Source organism: Capsulimonas corticalis (assembly GCF_003574315.2).
GTDB lineage: Bacteria > Armatimonadota > Armatimonadia > Armatimonadales > Capsulimonadaceae > Capsulimonas > Capsulimonas corticalis.
In genome coordinates this window covers 1,272,965-1,297,937 of the sequence record NZ_AP025739.1, presented here as the reverse complement: position 1 = coordinate 1,297,937, position 24,973 = coordinate 1,272,965, and the positions used below count along the sequence as shown (strand labels likewise).

Sequence of the window (24,973 nt, the reverse complement as noted above, 5' to 3'; positions counted from 1 at the left end):
ACGACGGCCGCTTGCTTTTCGGCCGCAATCATCGCGGGACTTTCGCGAAGGATTTTACGCCAATCCTCTTGACAAAGAAACAGGATCGTAATATAATCGAAAACAGAAATCGTAAACGTTTACGTATTTTGTTTCCGGTGACGTTTCCTGTATCTCTCAGCCGAAGTGACAGACGAGACACGAGGTTCCGATGATATTCATGAAACGCCGCCATTTCTCTTGCGCTCTCGCGCTGATTGCGTTGGGCGTCGCGCTTTGCGTCGCGGCGGAAGCGTTTGCGGATTCGACCGCCGTCACGCGCCGTATTTCTCCGGTGGCGGGGATTTACAATCTGACGGCCGACGCCGCGGCGATCGATGGCAAGACGGCGCATTTGGAGATGGGAGACGGCCAGCCGCACGTGGGGTGGTGGACCGATCCCAAGGACACGGTCCGCTGGGACATCCGTGTTCCGAAGGCGAGCGCCGGACAATATCGGATCGTGATGGAGTACGCGTGTATCGCGGGCAGTACGGGGGCTCCGTTCGTCGTTTCGGCGGGACCGAAGCCGGGGCAGAGCGTCTCGGGCGTCGTGGCGGAGACGGGGCCGACGTGGACGGATTTCCGGGCGCAGACGCTGGACGGGACGGTGACGCTGACTCCGGGGCAAACGACCCTGCGCGTGACGCCGCTGGCGGCGCCGGGCGGCGCTGTCATGAACCTGCGCCGCATTTTGCTCGATCCCGTGAAGCGGGCGGCTCCGGGGAAGCGCAAGGACTTTCACATCGTCGCGTATCTGCCGGAATATCGGGTCATGGCGCTCAACCCCGAGCTGGCGCGGTACGTCACGGATCTCATTTTCTTTTCCCTGTCGCCGACGCCCGAAGGCGGTATCGACGATTCGCGTCTCACTCCGGAGATGGAAGCGAAGCTTCAGGAGATCAAGCAGCGTTACCATCCGCGCTTGGAAGCGGCGTTTGGCGGCGGCGACCGGTCCGGCATGTTCTCAGCGATGGCGACCGATCCGGCAAAACGGAAGCGGTTCACGCAGAATCTGGTTCTGTTCTGCCAAAAGCACGGATTTGACGGGATTGATTATGACTGGGAGTTTCCGAATACTCCCGAGGAAAAAGCGGGCCTGAAGTCGCTGATTCTGGAAACGAAAGAGGCTTTTGCGCCGCATGGACTGCGCCTGAGCATGGCGCTGGCGACCTGGGACACCATCGATCCGAAGGCGCTGGCCGCCTGTGATCTGCTGAACCTGATGACGTACTTTGACAATACGCATCACGCGCCGGTGGCCGGCGCGCAGGCGGATGCGCTGGGGCTGGTTTCCAAGGGCGCGCCCATTGGGAAAGTCTGCATGGGAATCCCTTTTTACACGGAAACCGCAGTCGCCATGCAGGATCATCGGGAAGCGCCGACGTATGGTGAACTCGACAAACAAACGCCATTGGCGGCGAATGTGGATGACGCCGACATCTTTCACTTCAACGGTCCCGAGACCGTGCGTCAAAAGGCGCTGTTCGCGCTTGGTCAGGGACTGGGCGGCGTCATGATCTGGGAGCTGGGACAGGACACCCGGGATGGGGCGCTGGTCAGATCCATCGCCGGGGCCGTTCGCGGGCTTCCGGCGGCCAGCGATACGGCCGTGCGTTAAATTTCGAATTCAATCCGCGAGATCAACTAGAGGACGAATAATATGACTTATCGTGTGGCGCTCATCGGCGCCGGCAATATGGGCGGCTGGCACGCCAACCAGTGGAAGCATGTCGAGGGCGCCGAACTGGTCGGCGTTCTGGATCCGCGCCAGGAAGCGGCGCATGCGCATGGCCCCGTCTTCAGCGACTGGGACACGCTGCTCTCCAAGGCGAAACCGGACATCATCGACATCTGCACCCCGACGCCCGTCCACCGCGAATATGTGGAGCTGGCGGCGGCGGCGGGCAAGGCGATCTTCGTGGAGAAGCCGCTTTCGCGCAGTATTGAAGACTGCGAAGCCATTATCAAGGCCGTCGAAAAGGCGGGCGTCCCGGCGATGGCCGGACACGTGGTGCGATACTTCCCCGAGTACGCCGCCGCCAAGCGAATCGTGGATGAGGGCGGCGTCGGCAAGCCGGCGACCGTGCGCACGGCGCGTATGTCGGGCTTCCCGACGATCACCGGCCGCGAGAACTGGTACGCCAACGCCGAAAAGAGCGGCGGCGTCGTCCTGGATATGATCCTGCACGACTTCGACTGGCTGCGCTGGACCTTCGGCCCCGTGACGCGCGTCATGGCGAAGGGCCTCTTCGGAACCGGCCGCTTCGACGAGCGTCTGGACTACGCCCTGGTCACCCTGCGCTTCGAATCCGGGGTGGTCGGTCATGTGACGGGATCCTGGGCGCACCCGAGCGGCTTCCAGACGACTTACGAAGTGGCGGGCGACAAGGGCCTGATCTCCCACGATTCCAATAAGAGCGTCTCGCTCTCCTCGAACCTGCGCAGCAAGGACGGCGCCGGCGCGGGAGTGACCGTTCCGGAAAGCCCGATGTTCGTGACCGACGATCCTTATTACAAGGAGCTGAACGCCTTCGTCCAGGCGCTTCGCGCCGGCGTGACGCCGCCGGTGACCGTATACGACGCTCTGGAGGCGGCCCGCATCGCCCTGGCCGCGCTGGAGTCGATTGAAACTGGAAAGGCTGTGACCCTCTGATGACGACCCAGAGCAACGAAACGAATTTGAAGATCGGTATTCTCTCCTTCGCCCACGGACACGCCGGCTCCTACGCCAGCGAGATCGTGCAGCGCCCCGGCGTCACCCTGGCCGGCGTCTGGGACGCCGACGCCGAACGCGGCCAGGCCTGCGCCAAGCAGTTTGGAACCACGTTCTACGCCTCCGAGGCCGAACTGCTGGCGCTGGGGCTGGACGGCGTGGTGGTCGCGAGTGAAAACACGCACCATCGACGCCTTGTGGAGCTGGCCGCCGATTCCGGCGTCAAGGCCGTTGTCAGCGAAAAGCCGCTCGCCACGACCGTGGAAGACGCCCGCGCCATGATCGACTACTGCGCCGCGCGCAACGTCAAGCTCGCGACCGCGTTTCCCTGCCGCCACTCGCCCGCCTTCAAGCGCCTGCGCGAACAGATCCAGTCCGGCGCCGTCGGCGAAATCCTCGCCATTCGCGGCACGAACCGCGGCACGATGCCCGGCGGCTGGTTCATCGACCTGCCCCTCTCCGGCGGCGGCGCGGTGATCGACCACACGGTCCATGTCGCCGACCTGATCTGGCTGCTGCTGGGCAAGAACGCGACCGAAGTCTACGCCGAGATCGGCAATGGCTTCTACCACCAAGAATACGATGACACCGGCTTCCTGACGATCAGCTATGACGGCGGCGTCTTCGCCACCCTGGACACCAGCTGGTCCCGCCCCAAAACCTTCCCGACCTGGGGCGACGTCACGCTGCAAGTCGTCGGCACTGGCGGCGTGTTCGAGCTGGACCTCTTCGGCCAGCAACTGGAGCAGTACGATGACGCCGCCGGCCGCGTTCTCTGGCCGAACTGGGGCAGCAGCCTCGACGGCGAGCTCGTCGACGGCTTCCTCAAGCTCAGCGCCGGCGAAGAGGCGCCCGACACCGCGACCGGCGAAGACGGCCTGCGCGCCTTAGAAATCGCCCTCGCCGCCTACAAGTCCGCCGAGGCGAAACAGCCGGCGGCGGTGTAATTCGCCAACGAGAAACGCCCCTTCTCCTGATCTTGGGAGAGGGGGCGTTTTGTGCTTTTGCATAGAAAACAGTGAAGAGCCATTCCGTATTCGAAATAGGATTGCCGGCGGTTTTAACCGCCGGCAATCCTAATCTGGCTGGTCGATCGCTGGGGGATTACTTTACAATCGCCTCATACCCCATCCCATAATCATCCCCATCCGTCAGCCGCATCCGCACCGTGTTCGTGTATCCCGCTCCCGCCGTCACGTCCCGCCGGATCTGCGTCGCCATTGAGCCTCCGGAGAGCTTGAACGACCACTGGTTGTTCATGTTGAACCGGATGTCGCCGTTGGGTTCGATCAGTGGGTGCGCGGAGCCGGTTCCGTCGCCCTCCATCCGTAATCGCAGGTTTGAGCCGGCGAGGACGAGGGAGGCGTGGTAGACGTTGGTCTTGGAGCTTCGGAAGGCGTTGGTTCCACGGCCGGCGGAGGCTTTGGCGGCGCCGTCGTTGATGAAGTCTTTTTCGTCCAGCGCCCACGGCCACGATGGTTTCACCCGCCAGGTATCGACCCCGTGAGGTTTTGTCTTGAGGGAGACGCCTTCGCTGCCGGCGATGTAGTCTGCGGGGTACGCCGACCACGTTCCGCTGCGGCGATAGGTCAGCCGGTCGGCGTTGCGCGAGACCGTGTAGGCGACGCCGACTTCCGTCGCCTCGGCCGGCGGCGCTCCATCGATCGTGTAGGTTGTGGCGATGAGACCGGCGGCGTCCACCGCAACATCGAAGCGCACCGGCAGGTCGCCGTACTTTCCGGAGATATCGATGTGGGTCAGGTCTCCCGAAACCCGCGAGTCCAGAGAGGTCAGCGTCCACGGCTTCAGCTCCGGAAGGCCGAGGTTTAGATAGGGACCGCCGGTAATGATCTCGGCGCCGCGAAACTTGCCGTGGGTGAGCGATCCGGTCGATTGGTCGAAGCTCAGTGAGAAGTCGCGGCCGGTGATTTGGATCGTCTTCGCATCCGTCGTCACCGTAGGCGCGGGGCCCTGAGCCGCCGGGAAGATCGGGTGGGGGATGCCGAGGGTGAAGTTGTATTCATCAACATATTCTTTGTCCCGAAAGACCTTGATATTGACGATATCGCCGTTCTTCCAGTCCCGCGCCGGGATCTCAATCACGCCGATCTGGCCGCCGGGGGCGACATTCGGGCCGCGCATTTTGCCCGATCCGTCGCCGGCTTTCCATGCGAACGTGACTTCGTTCAAGTTCGAATGGTTATATCGGTTCTGGACGGGGAGCGCGAGCGGCTTTCCGGCGCCGGGGTTCGCCACGGACTTGGCGTTGCCGTCGATCACGACGGGCGAATATTCTTTTTTGACGTTCCAGTATTCGGGCTTGGGCCGGTTCCAGACATCGATGACGCCCCATTCGGCGGTGAGCGAGGGGTTGAAGGTCCCATCGGCGCGCGCGAACGTCGTATCCTGCGCGTACCAGATAGCGCCGCCGAGGTTGCCGGGGGCGGCGTACATCTTCTCCCACCAGAACTTTAACTCTTCGCCGTAGAAATCGCGCGCGCCGGCGTCGCGGCGCAGCTCGGCGGCGCTGGAAGTGACGAGGATGTGGGAGTACTCATCGCACAACTCGGGCTGCGCGGCCTGCCCGAACGCCCAGCCCTGGCCGGGGTAGTGGATGCTGCGGATATCGAAGCGCGGGGTCGTCCCGGCGTCGTGATCGTCCGGGTAGCTCCAGATCGTCGGACGTGTGGGATCTTCGAGCTTCACATAGTCGAACTGATGCTGCATATTCGAGCCCCAGCGGCTTTCGTTGCCCAGGGACCACATCACGATGCTCGGATGACTGCGGTCGCGCTCGATCATCTCCGCGAACTGGTTCATATACTTGGGCTGGAAGTCCGGGTTGCTCTCCGAGTTCATCGCCACGCCCTGTTCGGTGATGAAGAAGATTGAGGTCTCCTCCTCGACATACAGGCCGATCTTGTCGCAGTAATCGAGCACGAACTCGGTTTGCGGGTAGTGCGATGTCCGGATGAAGTTGACATTGGCGCTCTTGATCATGTCCAGCGACGCCTTGTCGTTCGCCGCGTTCGCGATCTCGCCGGCGTTCGCCAGGTCCTGATGCCAGTTGACTCCATGCAGCTTGACCGGCTGTCCGTTCACGAACATCTGGTTTCCGCGCCAGGCGATCTTGCGGAAGCCGATGGATTTTGTGATCGTCTCCACAACGCGCCCATCGATCTTGACCTGCGCCGTCAGGCGATACAGATTGGGATGCTCCGAGTCCCACTTTTGGGGCGACGTGGTGGGAATACGGATCGATTGTTCGGGCGCGCGGGGCGACAGCACGATCTTCGACGGTCCGATCGTGACCTTGCGGCCGCGTGGATCGGTGAGGGAGAGGCGTACGGTCGCGCCCGGCGCCGCGCCGAACTCCATCCCCGCATCGACCTTCAGCGTCGCGTTTTGATAGGCGTCGTCGAAATCCGTGTCGCACTGAAGCCGCGTCAGATGGTCTTTGGGAGCGGCGAGCAGGCTGACGTCGCGCACCAGGCCGCGCGTGTGCCGGTACTCGATCCCCAGCGTCTCCTCGGGGCCGGCCGTCAGCCCGACCGTGATCCGCGCGGGCTGCCCCGGCGTCACATAGGGCGTGATGTCCGAATCCCAGGTCGTGAACGCGCCATAGTGGTCGCGCACGAAGCGGCCGTTGACCCAAATGCGCGCGTAATCGTATCCGCCTTCGATGCGCAGCAGGATCTTCCTGCCCGCGAAATCCGCCGGAACCGTCACGACTTTGCGATACGCCAGCTCCTTGCCGTTCGTCGCCCGGTCATCAATGAGCCCCTGCACCGAGAGATCGCCCGGCACGGCGGCGTTCGCCCAGCCGGAAGCGTCGGCGTTCGCCCAGCCGGAAGCGTCGGCGTTCCAGAAGTCGCTCGGCGGCGCCGCCGAGAACTTCCAATCGCCATTCAGCAGGACCTTCGGCGCACGCACGCCAGGCTCCGAAATGGGGATCGGCGCGATCGTGGGGCGCGGCCAGAGCTCATTGGCGCGCGCGGGGCTTGCGGCGGCGCAAAGCGGGACGAGAAAGACGCAAAGTGAGAACGCATTCCGTTCCCGTAATCGTTTACGGTTCATGCGGCCATTATAACCTCACCGGGGATGGATGTCAAGAAAATTCACCGTTCCGAAGAGCGCCGGTAGGCCGAAGGGGCCACCCCGATCAGGCGGGAGAAGACGCGGTGGAAGTAGTAACGGCTTCCGAAGCCGGTTTCTTCGGCGATGCGCTCGATGCTCCAATCCGTCATGCGCAGGAGTCGCGCCGCCTGCTGGGCGCGCCGGTCCAGAATATATTGGACCGGCGTTTGGCCGACGCCCGCGCGGAATCGCCGAATAAAATGCCCCTCGCTCATGAAGCACAGCTCGGCGAGAGCGGAGTTCGACAGCGGCTCCGTCAAATGGGCGTCGATATAATTGAGCGCCGGCGTCAGCGGCGCCAGCGCCAGCGTATGCCGGCCCAATTCGTCGCGCCGGTCCTGCGGCAGGGAGGCGAGGTACTGGGCTAGACCCGTGTAAAGCATCGCATGGATCTGCGTCTGCATCAGCGCATCGATAGGATCTCCCGCTTGAAGCCGCCGCGAGATCTCCCGGGCGATTTCTTTGAGCGGGAACGCTGCCGGCAGACAGATCAGATCCGCGAAGAGCTCGCGCATCTTCAGGCCATACAATCCAATGACATCGAAGTGGATAAATAGCTGCTGCATGGGCCAGTCCGTCCGCGCGCTGAACCTCGCGCCCCCGGGGATGATATAGAAGCGCTCCGCCTCAAGCGCCGTCGCGCGCCCATCGATGGACACCGTCACCCCCGCTTCCCACTGCATGTAAAAGCGCCAGAACGGACCCTGAATATCCCGCATGATCCACCAATCCGGCGTGATCAAAAGGCAATTGGCGTGGATCAGCTGGATCTGTATGCTGTTGAGGGGCGTGACAATGTTCATGGGTGTCCTCACCCGGTTTATTTACCTGGTAGGCGTCGTGTTTCCTTCTCAATTTCGGCGCGGGCGCCGATATCGGACACATTTGCGATGGATTCGCATATAGCGGGAAGCCCTCTCTTCCACTATAATAAATCATCCCGCACCCATTCTTCCATGGGACGGGAAGCTCATGAGCGAACCTCCGCAAGCGCTTGCGGAAAATTGGCGGCGTTGCCTTCCTCATCTTGCAGTCGTCGGCGTCACGCCCTGGCGTGATGGTCAATAGAAGGAGTCACCCATGAACCGCATCGAACGTTCTCATCAAGGCTTTACCTTAATTGAGCTTCTCGTTGTTATCGCTATCATTGCGATTCTTGCCGCGATACTCTTCCCGGTCTTTGCGAAAGCCCGTGAAAAGGCCCGTCAGATCAGTTGCGTCTCCAACCTTAAGCAGATCAATCTGGCGATTCTTCAGTACGTTCAGGACAATGACGAGAGTTACCCGTACTGCGTCAACTATCTGCCGAGTGGAAATTACCTGCAATACGAGCAGGTCTTCTATCCCTACGTGAAGAGTCAGCAAGTGTTCGCTTGTCCCGACGACAGTGGGACGAAGCCGCCTTCGTTTGGCGCCTGGCCCACCGCTGGATTTGTGGATCCGTTCCACGTCAGCTACTTGATCAACTCGCTTATCTCGCCGCCTTACTGGGCGTCGTACCATCCGGCGACGCTGGCGCAGTTCAATAGCCCGGCGAGCACGGTTTACTTCTGCGACGGCGGCGCGACCGTCGCGGCGGACAACACCGTCTCGGAGAACTCGAAGGTCAAGCCGCAAGGATGGTTCCTGCAAGATCCGGTCGCCGATAACGAAGGCTGCGCGTCCTGCGCCCACGACCCCAACAACGTCGACTGGGCGGGGCCGCTGCCGCGCCACACCGGATTCGTCAACACGGCGTTCGCCGACGGCCATGTCAAATCGGCGCATCCCGCGCAATGGTATTACGGCAACACGCCGTGGCTGGTCCCGAGCAAGGGCGGCTAAGTCTCACGTACGCCGTAAAACGACCGGCGAATGATTTCAGAGGGCCTGGCGATTATTCTTCGCCGGCTCTTTGAATGGTTTGCCCGCGCATCGTCCATCAAGCCAATCGTAAATCTCTTCGGGAAAGTAATCAGCACTCCATGAAACGACGCATCGCTTCTTCTCTTCTCACCGCCGCCCTTCTCGCGTGCTCTCTGGCGTCCGCTCCCGCGCAGACGCCGCAGTTTAAGATCAGCTCGGATACGGGCGAAACCCAGGCCCAGTTCGCGAAGCGCACCGAGTGGTGGCGTCAGGATAAGTTCGGCCTGTTTATTCACTGGGGCATCTACGATATCGCCAATGAAGACCATCGCAACGCCGATCCGGACAAGCTGGGCGAGTGGTCGCTGGTTTACAACCAGACGCCGGTGGCGGAGTATGAGAAGTATGCGCCGCAGTTCAATCCCACGCAGTTCAGCGCCAAGGAGTGGGTGGGACTCGCCAAGGCCGCCGGCATGAAGTATGTCGTCTTCACGGCCAAGCACCACGATGGATTCTGCCTCTTCGACAGCAAATTGACGGATTATACGATCGTCAAAGCGACGCCGTTCCATCGCGACCCTCTCAAAGAGCTGGCCGAGGAGTGCAAAAAGCAGGGCATGAAGCTTTGCATTTATTACTCGTACATGGACTGGCGTCACCCTGATTACCTGCCGCGCCGCCCCTGGGACAAGCGCCCGACCGACGGCGCGAGCCTGGACAAGTACACAGATTACGCCGAAGGACAGCTGCGCGAATTGCTGACAAACTACGGCAAGGTCAGCATTCTCTGGTTCGACGGCGGCTGGGAGCATCCGCCGGCCGACGAGCGCGCGCTGGAGATTATGAAGCTGGTCCGCAAGCTTCAGCCGGGGATCTTGATCGACGATCGGATGTATCCGGCGGGCGACTACGCGACGCCCGAGCAGTCGATTCCCGCGAACGCCATGCCGAACGGCCGCCTTTGGGAAGCGTGCATGACGACTGTCACCGCGCACAACCTGCACTGGTCCTACGCCTGGACGGATCACGATTTCAAGCCGACCTCGGATCTGGTGCGCAAGGTCGCCGACATTGCCGGCAAGGGCGGCAACTTCCTGCTGGACATCGGACCGGATTCCCATGGCGTCATCCGCCCTGAGGATATCACGCATCTGCGCGAAGTGGGGGCCTGGATGAAGGTCAATGGCGAGAGCATTTACGGCGTGACCAAGAGCCCCTTCCGCCGGCTCCCATTCGCCGGCTCGTGCACCCAAAAGGGCGACACGCTTTATCTGCACGTCTCCGAATGGCCGGCGTCTGGCCTGACAGTGCTGGGGCTGAAGACGCCCATAAAGAAGGCGTACGCGCTGGCGACCAGGCAGGCCCTTGCGACGGCGGTGCTGCCGGACGGGACGCTCGCCATTCAAAAGCCGGACAAGATCGATCCGAGCTCGACCGTGATCGTCCTGAAGTGCGCCGGTCTGCCCGACGTCGATGTGACCAAGGCGCCGCTGTCTCCCGAAGCCGATGGATACAAACTCTCCGTGCTGGACGCCGACTTGTACGGCGATCTCATGGATGTCGAAAAGGTCGGAGGCGAACCGAATGTCGGTGAGTGGATCCACACAACCGACAAAGTCTGCTGGACCATCGCTGTGCCGGAGGCAAAGACGGGCAAATATCACATCTCGATGGAGTACTCCTGCCCGCCCGATTGCGTTGGAACGGATTTCGAAGTCTCTGCTGGCGAGGGGCCGGGAGAAACCGTTCAGAGTGTCACGAAGGAAGGCACGGGAGACTGGTACACCTACCACACGATGACCCTGGACAATCCGATCACATTGACGCCGGGGACGAAGATCCTGAGGATCCAGCCGAAGACGATGCCGCACTATGCATTTATAAATTTGCGCAAGGTTGTGCTGACTCCGGCAAATCCCTGATATAATAGGAAATATCGAATTTCGGAAACGTTTACGGAAAGAGCTCTCATGAAGCGCAATTCTCGAATCTCGCGGCTGATGTCGCTGTCTTGTGTCCTGCTGTCCGGCGCCGCTCATGCGGAGCCGGCTCAGAATTCTTCCGCGTCCTCGGCTCCGCAGCTTCGCGTCAACACCGAGACGGGCGAGACTCAGGCGCAGTTCGCGAAGCGCACCCGGTGGTGGCGCGACGGTAAGTTCGGTATGTTCGTTCACTGGGGCGTCTACTCGGTTCCCAACAGCGATCTGAGTAACGCCGACGCGTCCGGCGAGTGGTATCTGGCGAACATGGGCATGCAGCCGGCGGAGTACGAGAAGTTCGCCGCCAAGTTCAACCCGACAAAGTTCAGCGCCCGTGAGTGGGTGTCGATCGCCAAGGCGGCGGGGATGAAGTACATCACCATCACCGCGAAGCATCACGATGGCTTCGACATGTTCGACAGCAAGCTCTCGAACTATAATATCGTCCAGGCGACGCCTTACCATCACGACCCGATGAAGGATCTGGCCGCCGAATGCAAAAAGCAGGGAATTCGGCTCTGCTTTTACTATTCGGTGAAGGATTGGGATCGGTACGACTATCTGCCGCGCGCCGCCTGGGACAAGCGACCGACCGACGGCGCCGATCTCGACCGCTATATCGAATATCTCAAGGGCCAGGTCCGCGAGCTGCTGACCAACTACGGCCCGATCGGCGGGATCTGGTTCGACGGTCATCTCGACCACAGCGCCGAGGAAGAGCACGCCCTCGAAGTCGTGAAGATGATCCGGTCGATCCAGCCCAACGCGATGGTCAACGACCGGATCAATCTTCCGGAAGACTACGACACGCCCGAGAACGTCATTCCGGACAAGGGCCTGCCGGGCGGCCGTCTCTGGGAGACCTGTCTGACGATCAACGGCCACTGGGGCTACACCTGGAACGATCCTCACTTCAAATCCTCGCAGACCCTGATCCGCACCCTGTGCGATGTGGTCGGCAAGGGCGGCAACCTGCTGCTCAATGTCGGCCCCGACTCCAGCGGTACGATTCCCGCAGAGGAAGTCAGCCGGCTTCAGGAGATCGGCGCCTGGATGGATGTGAACGGCGACAGTATCTATGGAACGACGAAGAACCCCTTCGCCTCGCTCCCCTATGAAGGCCGCTGCACCCAAAAGGGCGATACGCTATATCTCCAGGTCTATCAGTGGCCGGATGCGGGATTGACCCTGCCGCACTTATTGACCCCGGTGCGCGAAGCCGTCGCCCTGAACGGCCGCGAGCGCCTCGCCGTGTCCAAAGACGCCGATGGCGTGCTCCACATTGCCAAACCGTCCAGGCTCGATCCCAGCTCCACGGTCATCGCTCTGCATTTGAAGGGTAAGCCCGTCATCGATCCCTTCTCGCGGATGATCCAGCCCCAAAAGGATGGAGCCTACACCCTGACGGCCACCGACGCCGAGATCCACGGAACCACCGCCCGTCTCGAAAGCGCGGACAATATCGACGACGTCGGCTACTGGACCAATCTGACCGACAACGTAAGCTGGACCCTCGCCGTCCCCCGCGCCCAGGCCGGCAAGTACAAAGTCACCCTGGAGTTCGCCTGCCCCGCCAACACGACCGGCGGTCAGTACGAGATCGCCATCGACGGCCAGCCCGACAACAAAATCACCGGCGCCGCCGGCGTAACCGCGAACTGGGACACCTTTGCGACCGTGAACCTGGAGGGGACCTTGACGCTCAGCGGCGACCACGCCACCCTCCGCATGAGCCCAAAGACGATGCCCGCGCTCGGAATACTGAACTTGCGTCGCCTGACGCTGACGCGGGTAGAGGAGTGACCTAACCCTCCGTGGCAAACCCACCCCGGCGTTTCTCGTGCTCCCATGCAAACCCACCCCGGCGCTTCGCGCCACCCCTCCCGCCGACGGGAAGGGTTATTTCAGAGTGTGTTATCGTAAACGGCTTCCATAAGAGGCAATCCTACCAACCCTTCCCGTCGGCGGGAGGGGTGGCGCGAAGCGCCGGGGTGGGTTTGCCCGGAATGGGCCCGAAGGTCAGCCGCGAGTTCACTGTATCTTTTCTTAAAAAATCATGACACAACACCCTCTCAAAACCGAAGGCGACACCGAGTGGTTCGTCCAGGATCGTTTCGGCATGTTCATCCACTGGGGCCTCTACGCCATGCCCGCGCGTCATGAGTGGGTGAAGAGCTATGAGAAGATGTCCGACGCCGAGTACGATCGCTATTTCGATCGCTTCGATCCGGACCTCTACGATCCGAACCGCTGGGCGGAGGCCGCCGCGAATGCGGGGATGAAGTACTTTGTCGTGACCACCAAGCATCATGACGGTTTTTGCCTCTGGGATTCGGCGCTTACGGATTACAAATCGACGCGGACGCCTTATGGCAAGGACCTGCTGCGGCCGATGGTGGAGGCGTTTCGGGCGAAGGAGATGCGCGCCGGTCTTTACCACTCGCTGCTGGACTGGCGTCATCCCGATTACCCCGTTGACGCCTACCATCCGATGCGCGAGCGTCTGAGTGAGATCGATACGTCGAATCGGGATCTGACGCGTTATGTCGAATATCTCCATGGGCAGACGCGTGAGCTGCTGACCCAATTTGGCAAGATCGATATCCTCTGGTACGATTTCTGCTACGAGAATATGAGCGCCGAGCAGTGGCGCAGCGAGGATCTGCTGCGGCTGATCCGGCGCTTGCAGCCGCAGATCATTTTGAATAACCGGCTCGATCTGGATCACGGCTGGGATATCAAAACCCCCGAGCAGTTTCAGCCGCGCGAGTGGGTGACGGACAACGGCCGCCCGGTCGTGTGGGAGGTCTGCCAGACGTTTAGCGGCTCCTGGGGGTATCATCGCGACGAAGAAAACTGGAAGAGCGTCGAGATGCTCGTCCAGATGCTCATCGACGCCGTCAGCAAGGGCGGAAACTTGCTGCTCAATGTCGGCCCCACCGGGCGCGGCGAGTTCGACGCCCGCGTGTTGGAGCGGCTGAAGGGAATCGGCGCCTGGATGCGCCTGCATTCCCGCGCGATCTACGGCTGTACGCAGGCGCCGGAAGGTTTTGACACGCCGCAGGACTGCCGCCTGACGTACAACCCAAAGACCCATCGGCTGTATGTGCATCTTTACGCATGGCCTTTCAAAGAGCTGCACCTGGACGGAATCGCCGGCAAGATCGCCTACGCCCAGCTCCTCCACGACGGCTCAGAGGTCACGATGAACGGCCGCAACGAATGGGAGCCGCACTATGATCTCAAATCCAATGAGATCAGCCTGCGCCTGCCGGTCAAAAAACCAAACGTCACCGTTCCGGTCATCGAATTGTTCTTGAAGTAGGAGTTCGTCCATGTTTTCAGTCAATCGTCGCGGCTTCCTCCAGCGCGCCGCCGGTCTCCTGGTCGCCGCGGGAATCGGGCGCGCCGGCGGGGACGGCGCTTTGCCGCTGGAGGCGCGGGCCGAAGCGGCGCCGGGTGCGGAGCCCGCGCGGCTGCCGATCCGCCCCCGTGCGGCGGCGCTGATGGCGAAAAAAGAAGAGGCGGCCAAGTCGCCGCCGGCGGAGCCGTGGAATGAATTGCCGATCCGGGCGCTTTCGCTTTATTCGCCGTTTCCGCAGGATGTGGCCGCGTTTTGCGCCTTTGTGCGCGACGCGCTGCCGAAAGAGGGCGTCAACACGCTGGTCGTGATGTTCGACTACCGGTGCCGGTTCGTAAGCCAGCCGGATCTGCCGGGGAAGAAGCTGCTTTCCCTGGCCGATGTCCGAACGATCGCGGCGGCGTGCCGGGAGGCCGGGGTGACGCTGATTCCGGAGATGAACCTGCTCGCGCACCAATCGGAGCAGATCGAAATCGGTCCGCTGCTGGCGAAGTATCCGCAGCTCGATGAGTCGCCCGATCTCAATCCGCCCAATCCCTGGCGTAGCGGCGGCGAGTTCGATTTTTACTCCAAATGTCTGTGCCCGCGCCATCCGGACCTCTTCCCGATCATCGGCCCGATGATGGATGAGCTGATCGACGCCTGCGGGGCCAGCGCCTTCCATGTGGGGCTGGACGAAGCCTGGATCGTGGCGCATCCACAGTGCCCGCGCTGTGGCGGAAGCGACCCCGCCGAAGTCTTCGCGGAGTACGTCACGCGTCTGCACACGCGCCTGGCGTCCAAAAAATGCCGGATGTGGATGTGGAGCGACCGTCTGATCGACGCCAATAAGACCGGACTGTTCGCCTGGCAGGCGAGCCGCAACAACACGCACCGGGCCATCGATCAAATTCCGAAGGATATCATGATCTGCGACTGGAAGTATGAGGACGCGCCGCCGACGCCTTCCTACTTCGCCGTGAAGGGGTTCGATGTGCTCCCAAGCTCCTGCTATAACGCCGGCGCCGCGCTGGGCCAACTGGAGCAAGTTTATCTGGTGCGCAAGAACGCGTCGCGCGCGTTCTTCTCGCCGACGATCTCCTCGCGCATGCCCGGAGTCTTCGCCACGACCTGGATGAACGCGCAGGACTTTATCGACACCTACTACGCCAAGCCGGGATTTCAGCCCACGGACAACACGAAAAACACCGTGGACACATTCAAGCGGTTGTTCGCGGAGATCCGGAAGAATTCGTCGACGCCCAAAGCGGAGAAGACGGCGTGAAACGGAAGCCATCCAAGAGAATTGTCTGGAAACCAGGCGTAAAGAAGGAATTTCGCGCGCAGCGACTTATTTTAATACGTAAACGTTTACGGAAATAGCTGCGCGATCGAACTGAGACCTCACGGGAGAGCGATATGACGGAAGAACTGCGGTTTCGGCAGATCCATCTGGACTTTCATACGAGCGAAAAGATCGCCGGCGTCGGCGCGCGCTTTGAGCGGGCGCGGTTTCAGGAAATGCTGCGGGAGGGGCATGTCGATTCCGTCACGCTCTTCGCCAAGTGCCATCATGGGATGAGCTATCACGAGACGAATGTCGGCGTGCGCCATCCCGGCATGGCCGAGGACCTGCTGCCCGCGCAACTCGACGCCTGCCGCGAGATCGATGTTCGCACGCCGATCTACATCTCCGCCGGTCTCGACGAAGCGTCGATCTTCGCGCATCCCGACTGGGGTTACAAGGACCGCGACGGCCGGGTTTTTGAGCCTCTCTCGCCGGGCTTCAAAATGCTCTGCTTCAACACGCCGTATCTGGATTATCTGTGCGCGCAGATCGAAGAAGTGGTGGAGAAGTTCGATGGCGACGGGATCTTTCTGGACATCATCGGCGCGCGCCGATGTTACTGCTCGTGGTGCATGAAGGGAATGCTCGCCGAGGGCGTCAACCCGCTGGACGATGCGCAAGCGGAGGAATATGCGGCGCGCGTGCTTCAGAACTACTATGCGCGCACGACGGCGGCCGCCCGCAGCAAGGATCCCAACCATCGCGTCTTTCACAACAGCGGCCATATCCCCAAAGGCGGCAAGGCGGCGATCCAGTGGAATTCGCACCTGGAGCTGGAATCGCTGCCGACGGGCGGGTGGGGGTACGATCACTTCCCCATTTCGGCGAAGTACGCCGCGACTACGGGCTATGATTTTCTGGGGATGACGGGCAAGTTCCACACCACCTGGGGCGAGTTTGGCGGCTTCAAGCGCGCCGACGCCCTCCGCTATGAATGCGCCGCGATGCTCGCGTTCGGCGCCAAGTGCAGCATCGGCGATCAGCTGCATCCCAGTGGGGAGATGAATCCGGACACCTATCGCCTTGTCGGTGCCGCCTACACCGAGGTGGAAACCAAAGAACCGTGGGTGAGCGGCGCGCGCGCCGTCTCCGAAATCGCGCTCGTCTCGCCGGAAGCGCTGCGCACGGACCAGGCGCGCGGCGCCTGGGATCACGCGCACGCTGAGGAGGGCGCCGCGCGGATGCTGCTGGAGGCGCATCTGCTGTTCGATGTCATCGATCTGGACCGGGACCTGGCGCCGTACAAACTGGTCATTCTGCCCGACGAGATCGTGCTTTCCGGTGAAAACGCTGCGCACCAGGCGTTCGCGCGCCGGCTGGAGGCGTTTGTCGGCGCCGGCGGCAAGCTGCTGCTCAGCGGACGCAGCGGTCTGACGCCGGACCAGACGGGTTTTGCTGTATGGACGGGGCTTGCGGACCGCCTGACGGTGGCCGGCCGCAGCCCCTGGAACCCCGATTATCTGATTCCGACCGCCGCCCTCCCGACATCGCCGGCGCGTGGCCCGCTGGTGATCCACGGCGGCGCGTGGGATGTCGTTCCGGAGCTGGATTCCGGACTGCAAGTCTTAGCGCTGCGCGCGGAGCCGTACTTCAACCGCGCCTTCGATCACTTTTGCAGCCATTTCCATACGCCGGACAACGGCGTCGGGCCGTATCCCGGCGCTGTCGGCGACGGCGAGGCGGTCTACTTCGCGCACGATATCTTCACGCGGTATCGCCGCTACGGCCAGCCGGTCTACCGCGACTTCGTCGTGGACGCCATCCGGACGCTCATTTCCGATCCCATCGCTGAAGCGATCCTGCCGTCGACGGCAAGGCTGTCCCTGATGGTTCAGCCCGAGGAAGAGCGCTATGTGCTGCATCTGCTCTTCGCGACGCCGGTTCTGCGCGGCGCCGCCGAAGGCGAGGACGCCAAGCCCGTCGAGGTCATTGAAGACCTGACGCCGCTTTACGATGTGCGCTGCCGCGTGAATATTCCGCGCGTCAAGATCCGGTCCGCGCGCCTCGCCCCCACTGGTGAGACGCTGGAAATCGAAGAGACGGCGGGCGGCGGTGTGACGTTCACCGTGCCCAAAGTGCTATGTCATCAAATGGTGGAGCTGAGTGAATAAGATTCCATTCTCGGCGGCTGTTTTCTTTGCCGCGCTGTTGCTGGGCGCCCGTGGATCGGCGGCGTCCGATCCGGGGGAGCATCCGTTTCTGGCGCCGCTGCTGCGCGATCATATGGTGATCCAGCGCGGCGTTCCTGCGCCGTTCTGGGGCTGGACCGATCCCGGCCGCAAGGTCACGCTGCGTCTGGGCGCGCATGTGGCCGAGGCGACGGCGGACGCGAAGGGCGCGTGGCGGGCGAGTTTCGAGGCGCTGCCGGCGGGCGGACCGTATACGGTGATCGTCTCGGGACCTCAGACGCAGATTCTTCAGGATGTGCTGGTGGGCGATGTCTGGATCTGCTCGGGACAGTCCAATATGGAGATGGGCGTCGGCAATGTCGACAACGCCGAGGCGGAGATTGCCGCCGCGAATGACCCGCAGATCCGTCTTTGCACGGTGGATCGGAAGCTGTCGCTCGCCCCGCGCGACGCCATGGCCGGGCAATGGGCGGTCTGCACGCCGGAGGCGATCCAAAGCGGCGGCTACTGGAATGGTTTCTCGGCGGCCGGGTACTTCTTCGCGCGCGATTTGCGGCGGGATGTCCATGTGCCCATCGGCCTGATCGACGCGGCCTGGAGCGGCACGCCCGCGCAGGCCTGGACCAGTGAAGCGGCCCTGCGGCGCGACGTTCCCGATTACCGTCCGGCGCTGGATGAGCTGGACGCCGCGCGGGACGATCAGCGGCGCGGCCTGTCACGAGATATTCACCAGCGCTTCGAGGAATGGTGCGCAAAGAACGATCCCGGTACGGCCGGCCACTGGGAAGCCGAGGCGACGGACGCTTCGGCCTGGGGAGCCATCGCCGAACCGGGAGTGTGGGAAGGTTCGGGCGTTGCGGAGCTGAGCGCGTTTGACGGCGTGCTCTGGCTGCGTCGCGAGTTCGATCTGCCCGCCGGCGCCGAGAAGAAAGACGCGGTGCTGCGGTTTAAGGCGGATGACGACGACACCGCCTGGGTGAACGGCGCGCCTGTCGGCTCCACATTCGGATTTGCGCCGGACCGCGCGTACACGGTTCCCGCCTCCGCGCTGCGCGAGGGGCGTAATGTCGTCACGGTGCGCGTGCTCGACACCGCCGGCCCCGGCGGATTGACGGCGTCGACTCAGGGCTTTGGCGTGACGGTCGGGGATGGACGGGAGATCTCGCTCGCCGGCCCCTGGCGCTACCGGATCGGCGCGCCGCTGGCGGGGACGCCGCCGCTTCCGCAGGACATCGAAAGCAACGCGAATTACCCCTCGGTGCTGTTCAACGGGATCGTTCACCCGATGCTGCCGCTGCCGATCAAGGGCGTCCTCTGGTATCAGGGCGAGTCGAATGTCGATCAGGCTTATCAGTACCGGGCGCTGCTGCCCGCCATGATCCGCGACTGGCGCAGGCGCTGGGGGGAAGGAGACTTTCCGTTCCTGATCGTGCAGCTTGCGGGATATGGAGCGCCGCTGGATGGTCCCGCCGACTCCAAATGGGCCGAGCTGCGCGAGGCGCAGGCGATGACGGCGACGCATGGGAAGAACATCGGCCTGATGACCGCCGCCGATATCGGCGGCGACCTGCATCCGAAGAACAAGCAGGAGGTCGGCCGGCGCCTGGCGCTGCTCGCGCGGTCTCAGGTCTACGGCGAGACAATCGAAGCGTCCGGCCCGCAGTTTCGCGCGATGAACGTCGTGAATGGCGCGGCGCGGCTGACGTTCACGCACAGCGCAGGGCTGGCCGCGAAGGATAACGGACCGCTGACCGGGTTCACCATCGCCGGCGCTGACCGCAAGTTCGTGCGCGCGTCGGCGCGGATCGAGGGAACGAGCGTGATCGTTTCGTCGCCGGAGATTTCTCATCCGGCCGCCGTGCGCTACGCCTGGGCGGATAATCCGGTGTGCAGCCTCGTCAACGGCGCGGGACTGCCCGCCCTGCCGTTCCGCACGGACGACTGGCCGGGGCTGACGGCGGGGGCGCGCTGAGGTCTCCTCCCAGACGCACTCGGCGGCGGATTCGAAGGGCATTGACAGGACAGCGGCTTTCCTGTATAATTATTGCAATTACCGTAAACGTTTACGTTTTTTGGAAAACTCACGGAAAACTCATCAGGGCGAGTACAATACCGAAAACTATGCTATCAGAGAGTGTGATAATTACAACTATGCTGTCAGAGTTGAAACCCAAGAATATCTCCATCTCTTCGGACTACGCGCACGTTTGCCGCGCGGTGGCGTCGCGCATTGCGGATCTGGTCCGCGCGAAGCCCGGCGCGGTGCTGGGCCTCGCGACGGGGTCCAGCCCGCTGGGAGTCTACGCGGAGTTGATTCGGATGCATCGCGAGGAGGGGCTGGACTTCTCGCGCGTCACCAGCTTCAACCTGGATGAGTACTATCCGATGTCGGCGTCGTCCGAGCATTCCTACCATGCGTTTATGGAGGCTAATCTCTTCAGCCAGATCAATATCGGCCGCTGGTACGTCCCGGATGGCCGTTCTCGGGGCATGCAGGAGATTTTGTTGGACTGCCGACGTTACGAAGAGCGGATTGCGGACACCGGCGGGCTGGACTTGCAGCTCCTCGGCATCGGCCGGACCGGCCATGTAGGGTTCAACGAGCCGGGCAGCCCGCGCGACTCCCGCACGCGCCTGGTGACGCTGCATGAGGTGACTCGCGTGGACGCCGCGCCGGGCTTTGGGGGGCTGGATCAGGTTCCGCATCAGGCGGTCAGCATGGGAATCGCGACGATTATGGATGCGCGCGAGATCGTCATGATGGCGAGCGGTGCCGGCAAGGCCGAGATCGTCCGCCGGGCGCTGGAGGGCGAAGAGACCGAGCAGGTGCCCGCCACGCTCATCCGCCGCCACGCCAACGCTCGTTTTTATTTTGACACGGACGCCGCGCGGTTACTTTCCGCGCCGTAGTGTTGCAAGCGACCGGGGCGATGAGAGCCGCCGTTCGAGGATCAGCGCCGATCCATTCTGAAAATGGAGAACACAGGCATGAGAGACCGATATGAACAGATACGCCCGGATTGGCGTATCCCCGATGAGCTATGGGCCCGCATCGATCTGATGCTGCCATCGCCGCAATCGCTGCGCAAGCCCCATCCGCTGGGCTGCCACCGTCCGCGCGTCCCCAACCGGGCCGCGATGGACGCGATCTTCTATGTCCTGCGCACGGGCTGTCAATGGAACGCGCTGAACGCGACGGATATCTGCTCCGCGTCGTCCGCGCATCGTCGCTTCCACGAGTGGTCCGAAGCCGGCGTCTTCGAGCTGCTGTGGCTGCACGGCGTCTCCGACTGCGACGCGCTCCAGGGCATTGACTGGCGCTGGCTGGCGAAGTACCGGGTGATCACGAAAGAAGTGCGCGCCGCCAAGCGCGTTCTCGGCCGCCGTCGCGCCCATTCGTCTCAGAGTCTCCATCTCACCACGCATTGATCGAATCGCCGCCCAAAAAATTACCGGCGATCTTGCGAAAAGATCGCCGGAAGCCAGGGCGCGATTTCCTATTTATGGCCGCGCGCTACCATTGCGGCAGCGAAAATCCCGGCAGGCGGTCGCCTTCCGGGCTGTAGGTAAAATCGCGCGGGCGCAGGGAGCACATCCCCAGCCACTCCAGCCGCACCGTCCCCGCCCCCGACGGGTTGGCGATCTCTTCCCCTCGCTTCAGGAACACCAGCTCCGTGCATCCGCACTCCAGACAGCGCGGCGGCGAGTTGCGCTTGCGACTCCACGATCGCCGCAGCTCCAGCCGCTCGATTCGCTCGTTCAGCTCCTTGAGTCGCTCCCGCGCTCGGGGGCGATCCGCGCGTCCCTGCGTGATTCGGTGTTTCTCCCGGCGGCACGAGTCCAGAAGCGCGTCGACCTCGCTCACGGGCGTCACCACTTCCCCCTCGGTATAGGCTCGGCACGAAAAGCAGAAGACAGGATGCCGCCACACTTCGAGCCGGCGGCCGTCGTCCAGCAGATAATCGTTGCCGCGCGTGCCGCGCTGGACACGATAGTATCCGCCCGGCGTGAAGATCAGCTTATAAACTCCCGGCAAGGCTGCGCCTCCTCCCCATCCCTTTCCTAATTTCTACGAGCTGCATTCTTGATTTGTTTCCACAAACGGCTGCTGCGCAAACCGCGGGATACTCTGGCGCCAGATACAACGTCTTCATTCTTAAGAATATGACACATTAATGATTGGATGACTGCTGATTATGTGAGAAAGGGTGAGGAAAAACGAAAAAAAGCTCGTCTTTGGAAGACGAGCTTCTGACCTTAACCTCAATCAGTACGAGCTGAGAACGTATTACCGAGGGATAACTTCAAACTCCGCAAGGGAACAGAAATCTGCGCCCGCGCCGCTGGAGAGAGCAACGAATCGGACAAATTTCCCGGAAACAGGCTTCGTAAAATTGATCTGCTGAACATTGAGAGACTGTTCCAGATCTCCCTGCGCCACCGCATCCCCCCATTGCCCGCCATCTTCACTGACAAAGACCGCGTAAGATTTGATGTAGCCATTCGCTTGGTCTTGGCGCTGCTGAACTTTGAAGCCCGCCATTTCCACTGCCGATGGGAATTTCACGACAAACTCATGCGGGAACGCCGGAACGCCATTTTGCCATTCTGAGTGCCAGAACGTGTCGGGATCTCCATCGAGGAGATTCACCGCGGAATATCCGGCCGCTTCGCTGTCTGCCCTGTCAATTTTCGCTTTTAAAATTTCCATTTGTGAGGGCCGTATCGTCAAGAGTTTCCCGATTGCCTCGAAGGATAGATCGTTCTGAGGATGGAATCGCGGCGAATCCATATAAGCGTAAATGCTGTGTAAGAGCTGCGCGGGAGCAGATCGTTTCGCCCCCTCATCCCAGAGATTGAGACTGGAAACGACGATCCTGCCCTGACCGACCCGCGCCTCAAATAATGCTCCAAGATGATGATTGCGATCAAAATTGTCGACGACCTGAACAATCGGATGCAGTGTTTCCGGTAGATCGTCCATGACAATTGCCCGACTGCCCTGCATTAAGTCGCGCCATTGCCAGTTGCTGTAGTATTCCGTTGGAAATTGATCGAATGCGGGATGATGGGGATCGCATAAAATACTCATGGTCGTCGGGCCGTTAGGAAACCATACCGGGCTCCAGAACACGGGCGTATAATTGCTTGGGACGCTGCTGGGAATATGGACGCCGGCGGTTCTGAAAAGCACTTTACCGCCCGCATTGAGCGTCGCCGCCGCGACGGACCAGTCGGATGTGATCACAATATCAGAAGGCGTCCGATAAAAGCTTTGGTTCGGATACACCCAGACGCGCCAAGAGTTGTGAATTTTATCGCCATTCACCGTGGCGGTAATCATCAGCTCCGATGGCGCGGAAATGCTGACAAGCGGCAGATGGAGCGAGCCAACCACAGTCAAAGCGCCGGTCGGCAGCGTTGATTTTGGGAAAGATCCCGATGCGATCGCCGCGCCATTTTTTGTGCGGACGCTCCATTTCACTTCCGCTCGGTCCAAGTCGGCCGGGCCATAGTTGGCGACCTCGACCGTTCCCGCCAATGTTTCATTCGCAGTGTACGTCCGCTTTGGGATGCGTAAAAGAGGAACCGCGGGGCCGGCAAAGCCAGCGAAGTCAGCAGCGCTGATCAGCCCTTTGCTATCCCAAAACGGATCGAGAATACCCACGGTGGCCGTTCCCTGGCCCGGATAGTCATGCAAGTCAAGCAGATGGAAGCCGCCGGCCTTGGGTGTGCGTAAAATTTGCTCAATCTCTTCCTTATACAAATCAACAGCTTGGCGGCCGGTGGCTGCAAAGAATTTCGGCGCTTGGTCTAGGAGATGCTTCGCCTTCAAATCCGCGCGAATCTGATCGAAGTTCATCGGCGCCAGCACACCGTCATACTTGCGCGCCTCGGCTAGGTTGGGATAGACAGCCCATTGTCCCATCTCATGCGTCACCAGCGGCGTTGACAGGCCCTGCACGGCGTCGCGAAAATCGTTCGTCGTTCCCTCGCCGGATATTCCGCGCGCTCGCATGTCGACGGTGAAATCACGGTTATCCGTCTCGACTCCATTTGTGGACGAGCAGTAGAGATGTCTGGTATCCGTCGTTCTGCACAGTTCGACCCAGTCGGCAAAGATTGCGTTGTTTCCCACAAGCTCATTGCCCATCGTGAAAAAGGCGAAGGAGGGATGGTTGCCATAGGTGGACAGAATTCGCAGAGTCTCCTGCTGAATAAACTGGCCTCGCTTGAGATCGGCGCCCACATCCACATTCGCCTGAGGCGCCTCCACCTGTAAATACACGCCTTCCCGATCGGCGGCGGTAAATGCGGCGTCGGGCGGGCACCAGGAATGAAAGCGCAGACAGTTCAATCCGTAAGATTTGAGAATTCGACAGATTCGGGTCCAGGCTGCGATATCCGTGGGCGGATACCCGGTCTTTGGGAAGATCGCACATTCCAGGGTTCCGCGAAGAAAGATAGGGCGGCCGTTCCAGAGGAATTGCGCGCCGCGCGCGCCCAGCGCTCTCATGCCGAACGCGACATCTTTTCGGTCGATCGTATCAGTCGATTTTAGTGTCGCTCGAAGCGTATAAAGCGCTGGCGAGAACTCATCCCACGGCTTGAAATGATCGCCCATCGGCAGCGCAAGGGACAGCACGGACGCGCCCGGCATGAGGGTTGCGTCGACATTCTCCGACACTTTTTCGGTCGCATTTTTCGGGATCGAGATCGAAAGGACCGCCTTGACGGGATGGCCTGTGGCGTTATTCACATCCACTTTGACGGCGACCTGCTTATCCTGCATATTCGGATATGCCTGTACGCTCTGGATTTGCAGAGGATCGCGCGCCTCCAGAAACAGCTTTCCTAACAGGCCATTCCAGTTTGTCTGTGTATATTCGTAAACAGAAGAAGCAAAACCGCCCAAGTCATATTCGAGAGTATTGTCGACGCAAATCGTCAACAGGTGGATTCCCGGTGTAACTTGCATTCCCAAATCATAGGAGTGCGGCGCCGAGAGGCTATCCTGGCTCCCGATCTTTTGACCATCGATCCATAGGGTCGTTTTCCAGTGCGCACGCTCTAAGAATAAGCGAATATCCTTGCCTGACCAGGAGTTTGGAACGTTGATGGTTTTCTGATACCAGGCCGGGCCGATGTAGGCGTGACGGCGGGTCAGACCGATCAATCCCGCGGATGGCGCGGGCGCGCCATAGCCCGCCGTATCGGTCGATCCCGGCAAAATAATGTGGCCGGGCAGAGAGCCGGAATACCACCGATCCGTCTCGCCGACGTGGTTTGGATCCAAGCGAAAGGCCCAGGTCCCCGCCAGCGAAATTGAGATCGGCGAACGGGCTTTTGCGCGATCTGCATTATCCTGCGCCAACGTTGCCGGCGTCTGAAGCAAAGTCGCCAGACAAACCAATGTCAATACATACAGACTTCTTGCGAAGATATTGGTTTTATTCATTT

General features: G+C 61.4%; 15 protein-coding genes and 2 pseudogenes. 12 read left to right on the top strand and 5 right to left on the bottom strand.

The features are described from left to right. The first annotated feature begins 190 nt into the window (after positions 1-190). From D5261_RS05550 to D5261_RS05540, 3 genes are read left to right on the top strand one after another with little or no spacing between them, the layout of a single operon-like run. Entirely contained in the window at positions 191-1,639 is a 1,449-nt protein-coding gene (locus D5261_RS05550) for a glycosyl hydrolase family 18 protein (protein ID WP_119321064.1), read from the top strand. 42 nt (positions 1,640-1,681) lie between these two features. Beyond that, positions 1,682-2,674 (top strand): Gfo/Idh/MocA family protein, encoded by a 993-nt coding sequence (locus D5261_RS05545; RefSeq protein ID WP_119321063.1) that lies wholly within the window; start codon positions 1,682-1,684, stop codon positions 2,672-2,674. Then, positions 2,674-3,681 carry a Gfo/Idh/MocA family protein gene (locus D5261_RS05540; RefSeq protein ID WP_218025565.1) on the top strand — a complete coding sequence of 336 codons (1,008 nt, stop codon included), beginning with the start codon at positions 2,674-2,676 and terminating at the stop codon, positions 3,679-3,681. The genes D5261_RS05545 and D5261_RS05540 overlap by 1 nt, the downstream gene beginning before the upstream one ends. A 157-nt stretch (positions 3,682-3,838) precedes the next feature. Here D5261_RS05540 and D5261_RS05535 read toward each other — a convergent pair whose 3' ends face one another. Both D5261_RS05535 and D5261_RS05530 read right to left on the bottom strand, forming a co-directional pair. Further along, on the bottom strand, positions 3,839-6,811 hold the full coding sequence (locus D5261_RS05535; protein WP_119321062.1) for a glycoside hydrolase family 2 protein: 2,973 nt from the start codon (positions 6,809-6,811) through the stop codon (positions 3,839-3,841). A 41-nt stretch (positions 6,812-6,852) separates the two neighbouring features. Next, positions 6,853-7,674 (bottom strand): AraC family transcriptional regulator, encoded by an 822-nt coding sequence (locus D5261_RS05530; RefSeq protein WP_119321061.1) that lies wholly within the window; start codon positions 7,672-7,674, stop codon positions 6,853-6,855. A 277-nt stretch (positions 7,675-7,951) separates the two neighbouring features. Between D5261_RS05530 and D5261_RS05525 the strand changes: the two genes are divergently transcribed. The 9 genes and pseudogenes from D5261_RS05525 to D5261_RS33625 form a co-directional block, all read left to right on the top strand. Then, positions 7,952-8,695 carry a DUF1559 family PulG-like putative transporter gene (locus tag D5261_RS05525; RefSeq protein ID WP_119321060.1) on the top strand — a complete coding sequence of 248 codons (744 nt, stop codon included), beginning with the start codon at positions 7,952-7,954 and terminating at the stop codon, positions 8,693-8,695. 140 nt (positions 8,696-8,835) lie between these two features. After that, on the top strand, positions 8,836-10,638 hold the full coding sequence (locus D5261_RS05520; RefSeq protein ID WP_165864134.1) for an alpha-L-fucosidase: 1,803 nt from the start codon (positions 8,836-8,838) through the stop codon (positions 10,636-10,638). Between the two features lie 48 nt (positions 10,639-10,686). Further along, a complete protein-coding gene (locus D5261_RS05515; RefSeq protein WP_119321058.1) occupies positions 10,687-12,498 on the top strand; it encodes an alpha-L-fucosidase in 1,812 nt (603 codons plus the stop codon). A 253-nt stretch (positions 12,499-12,751) separates the two neighbouring features. Then, positions 12,752-14,020 carry an alpha-L-fucosidase gene (locus D5261_RS05510; protein WP_174721477.1) on the top strand — a complete coding sequence of 423 codons (1,269 nt, stop codon included), beginning with the start codon at positions 12,752-12,754 and terminating at the stop codon, positions 14,018-14,020. Positions 14,021-14,030: 10 nt separating this feature from the next. Next, positions 14,031-15,320, top strand: a complete 1,290-nt coding sequence (locus tag D5261_RS05505) for a family 20 glycosylhydrolase (protein WP_119321056.1) — start codon at positions 14,031-14,033, stop codon at positions 15,318-15,320. Positions 15,321-15,454: 134 nt separating this feature from the next. Further along, a complete protein-coding gene (locus D5261_RS05500; RefSeq protein WP_119321055.1) occupies positions 15,455-17,494 on the top strand; it encodes a beta-galactosidase trimerization domain-containing protein in 2,040 nt (679 codons plus the stop codon). Next, positions 17,487-19,484: a sialate O-acetylesterase gene (locus tag D5261_RS05495; RefSeq protein WP_119321054.1), complete on the top strand. Its 1,998-nt coding sequence runs from the start codon at positions 17,487-17,489 to the stop codon at positions 19,482-19,484. Before D5261_RS05500 ends, D5261_RS05495 begins: the two co-directional genes overlap by 8 nt. 179 nt (positions 19,485-19,663) lie before the next feature. Then, the gene (locus D5261_RS05490) at positions 19,664-20,422 is read left to right on the top strand and encodes a glucosamine-6-phosphate deaminase (RefSeq protein ID WP_165864133.1); all 759 of its coding nucleotides are present in this window, start codon (positions 19,664-19,666) and stop codon (positions 20,420-20,422) included. A 150-nt stretch (positions 20,423-20,572) separates the two neighbouring features. After that, positions 20,573-20,780: pseudogene (locus D5261_RS33625) on the top strand (transposase); the annotation flags it as partial. Positions 20,781-21,026: 246 nt separating this feature from the next. Here the strand turns inward: D5261_RS33625 and D5261_RS05480 are convergent. From D5261_RS05480 to D5261_RS33365, 3 genes and pseudogenes are all read right to left on the bottom strand, one after another. Then, a complete protein-coding gene (locus tag D5261_RS05480) occupies positions 21,027-21,548 on the bottom strand; it encodes a hypothetical protein (RefSeq protein WP_119321051.1) in 522 nt (173 codons plus the stop codon). A gap of 252 nt (positions 21,549-21,800) precedes the next feature. After that, a complete protein-coding gene (locus D5261_RS05475) occupies positions 21,801-23,870 on the bottom strand; it encodes a discoidin domain-containing protein (protein ID WP_245992511.1) in 2,070 nt (689 codons plus the stop codon). A 165-nt stretch (positions 23,871-24,035) separates the two neighbouring features. Further along, a pseudogene (locus D5261_RS33365) lies at positions 24,036-24,971 on the bottom strand (sugar-binding domain-containing protein); the annotation flags it as partial. Positions 24,972-24,973: the final 2 nt, after the last annotated feature.

What these genes read in the sequence shown, in the direction of transcription:
- D5261_RS05550 (WP_119321064.1), top strand. Translation starts at nt 191, where the DNA reads ATGATATTCATGAAACGCCGCCATTTCTCTTGCGCTCTCGCGCTGATT.
- D5261_RS05545 (WP_119321063.1), top strand. Translation starts at nt 1,682, where the DNA reads ATGACTTATCGTGTGGCGCTCATCGGCGCCGGCAATATGGGCGGCTGG.
- D5261_RS05540 (WP_218025565.1), top strand. Translation starts at nt 2,674, where the DNA reads ATGACGACCCAGAGCAACGAAACGAATTTGAAGATCGGTATTCTCTCC.
- D5261_RS05535 (WP_119321062.1), bottom strand. Translation starts at nt 6,811, where the DNA reads ATGAACCGTAAACGATTACGGGAACGGAATGCGTTCTCACTTTGCGTC.
- D5261_RS05530 (WP_119321061.1), bottom strand. Translation starts at nt 7,674, where the DNA reads ATGAACATTGTCACGCCCCTCAACAGCATACAGATCCAGCTGATCCAC.
- D5261_RS05525 (WP_119321060.1), top strand. Translation starts at nt 7,952, where the DNA reads ATGAACCGCATCGAACGTTCTCATCAAGGCTTTACCTTAATTGAGCTT.
- D5261_RS05520 (WP_165864134.1), top strand. Translation starts at nt 8,836, where the DNA reads ATGAAACGACGCATCGCTTCTTCTCTTCTCACCGCCGCCCTTCTCGCG.
- D5261_RS05515 (WP_119321058.1), top strand. Translation starts at nt 10,687, where the DNA reads ATGAAGCGCAATTCTCGAATCTCGCGGCTGATGTCGCTGTCTTGTGTC.
- D5261_RS05510 (WP_174721477.1), top strand. Translation starts at nt 12,752, where the DNA reads ATGACACAACACCCTCTCAAAACCGAAGGCGACACCGAGTGGTTCGTC.
- D5261_RS05505 (WP_119321056.1), top strand. Translation starts at nt 14,031, where the DNA reads ATGTTTTCAGTCAATCGTCGCGGCTTCCTCCAGCGCGCCGCCGGTCTC.
- D5261_RS05500 (WP_119321055.1), top strand. Translation starts at nt 15,455, where the DNA reads ATGACGGAAGAACTGCGGTTTCGGCAGATCCATCTGGACTTTCATACG.
- D5261_RS05490 (WP_165864133.1), top strand. Translation starts at nt 19,664, where the DNA reads ATGCTGTCAGAGTTGAAACCCAAGAATATCTCCATCTCTTCGGACTAC.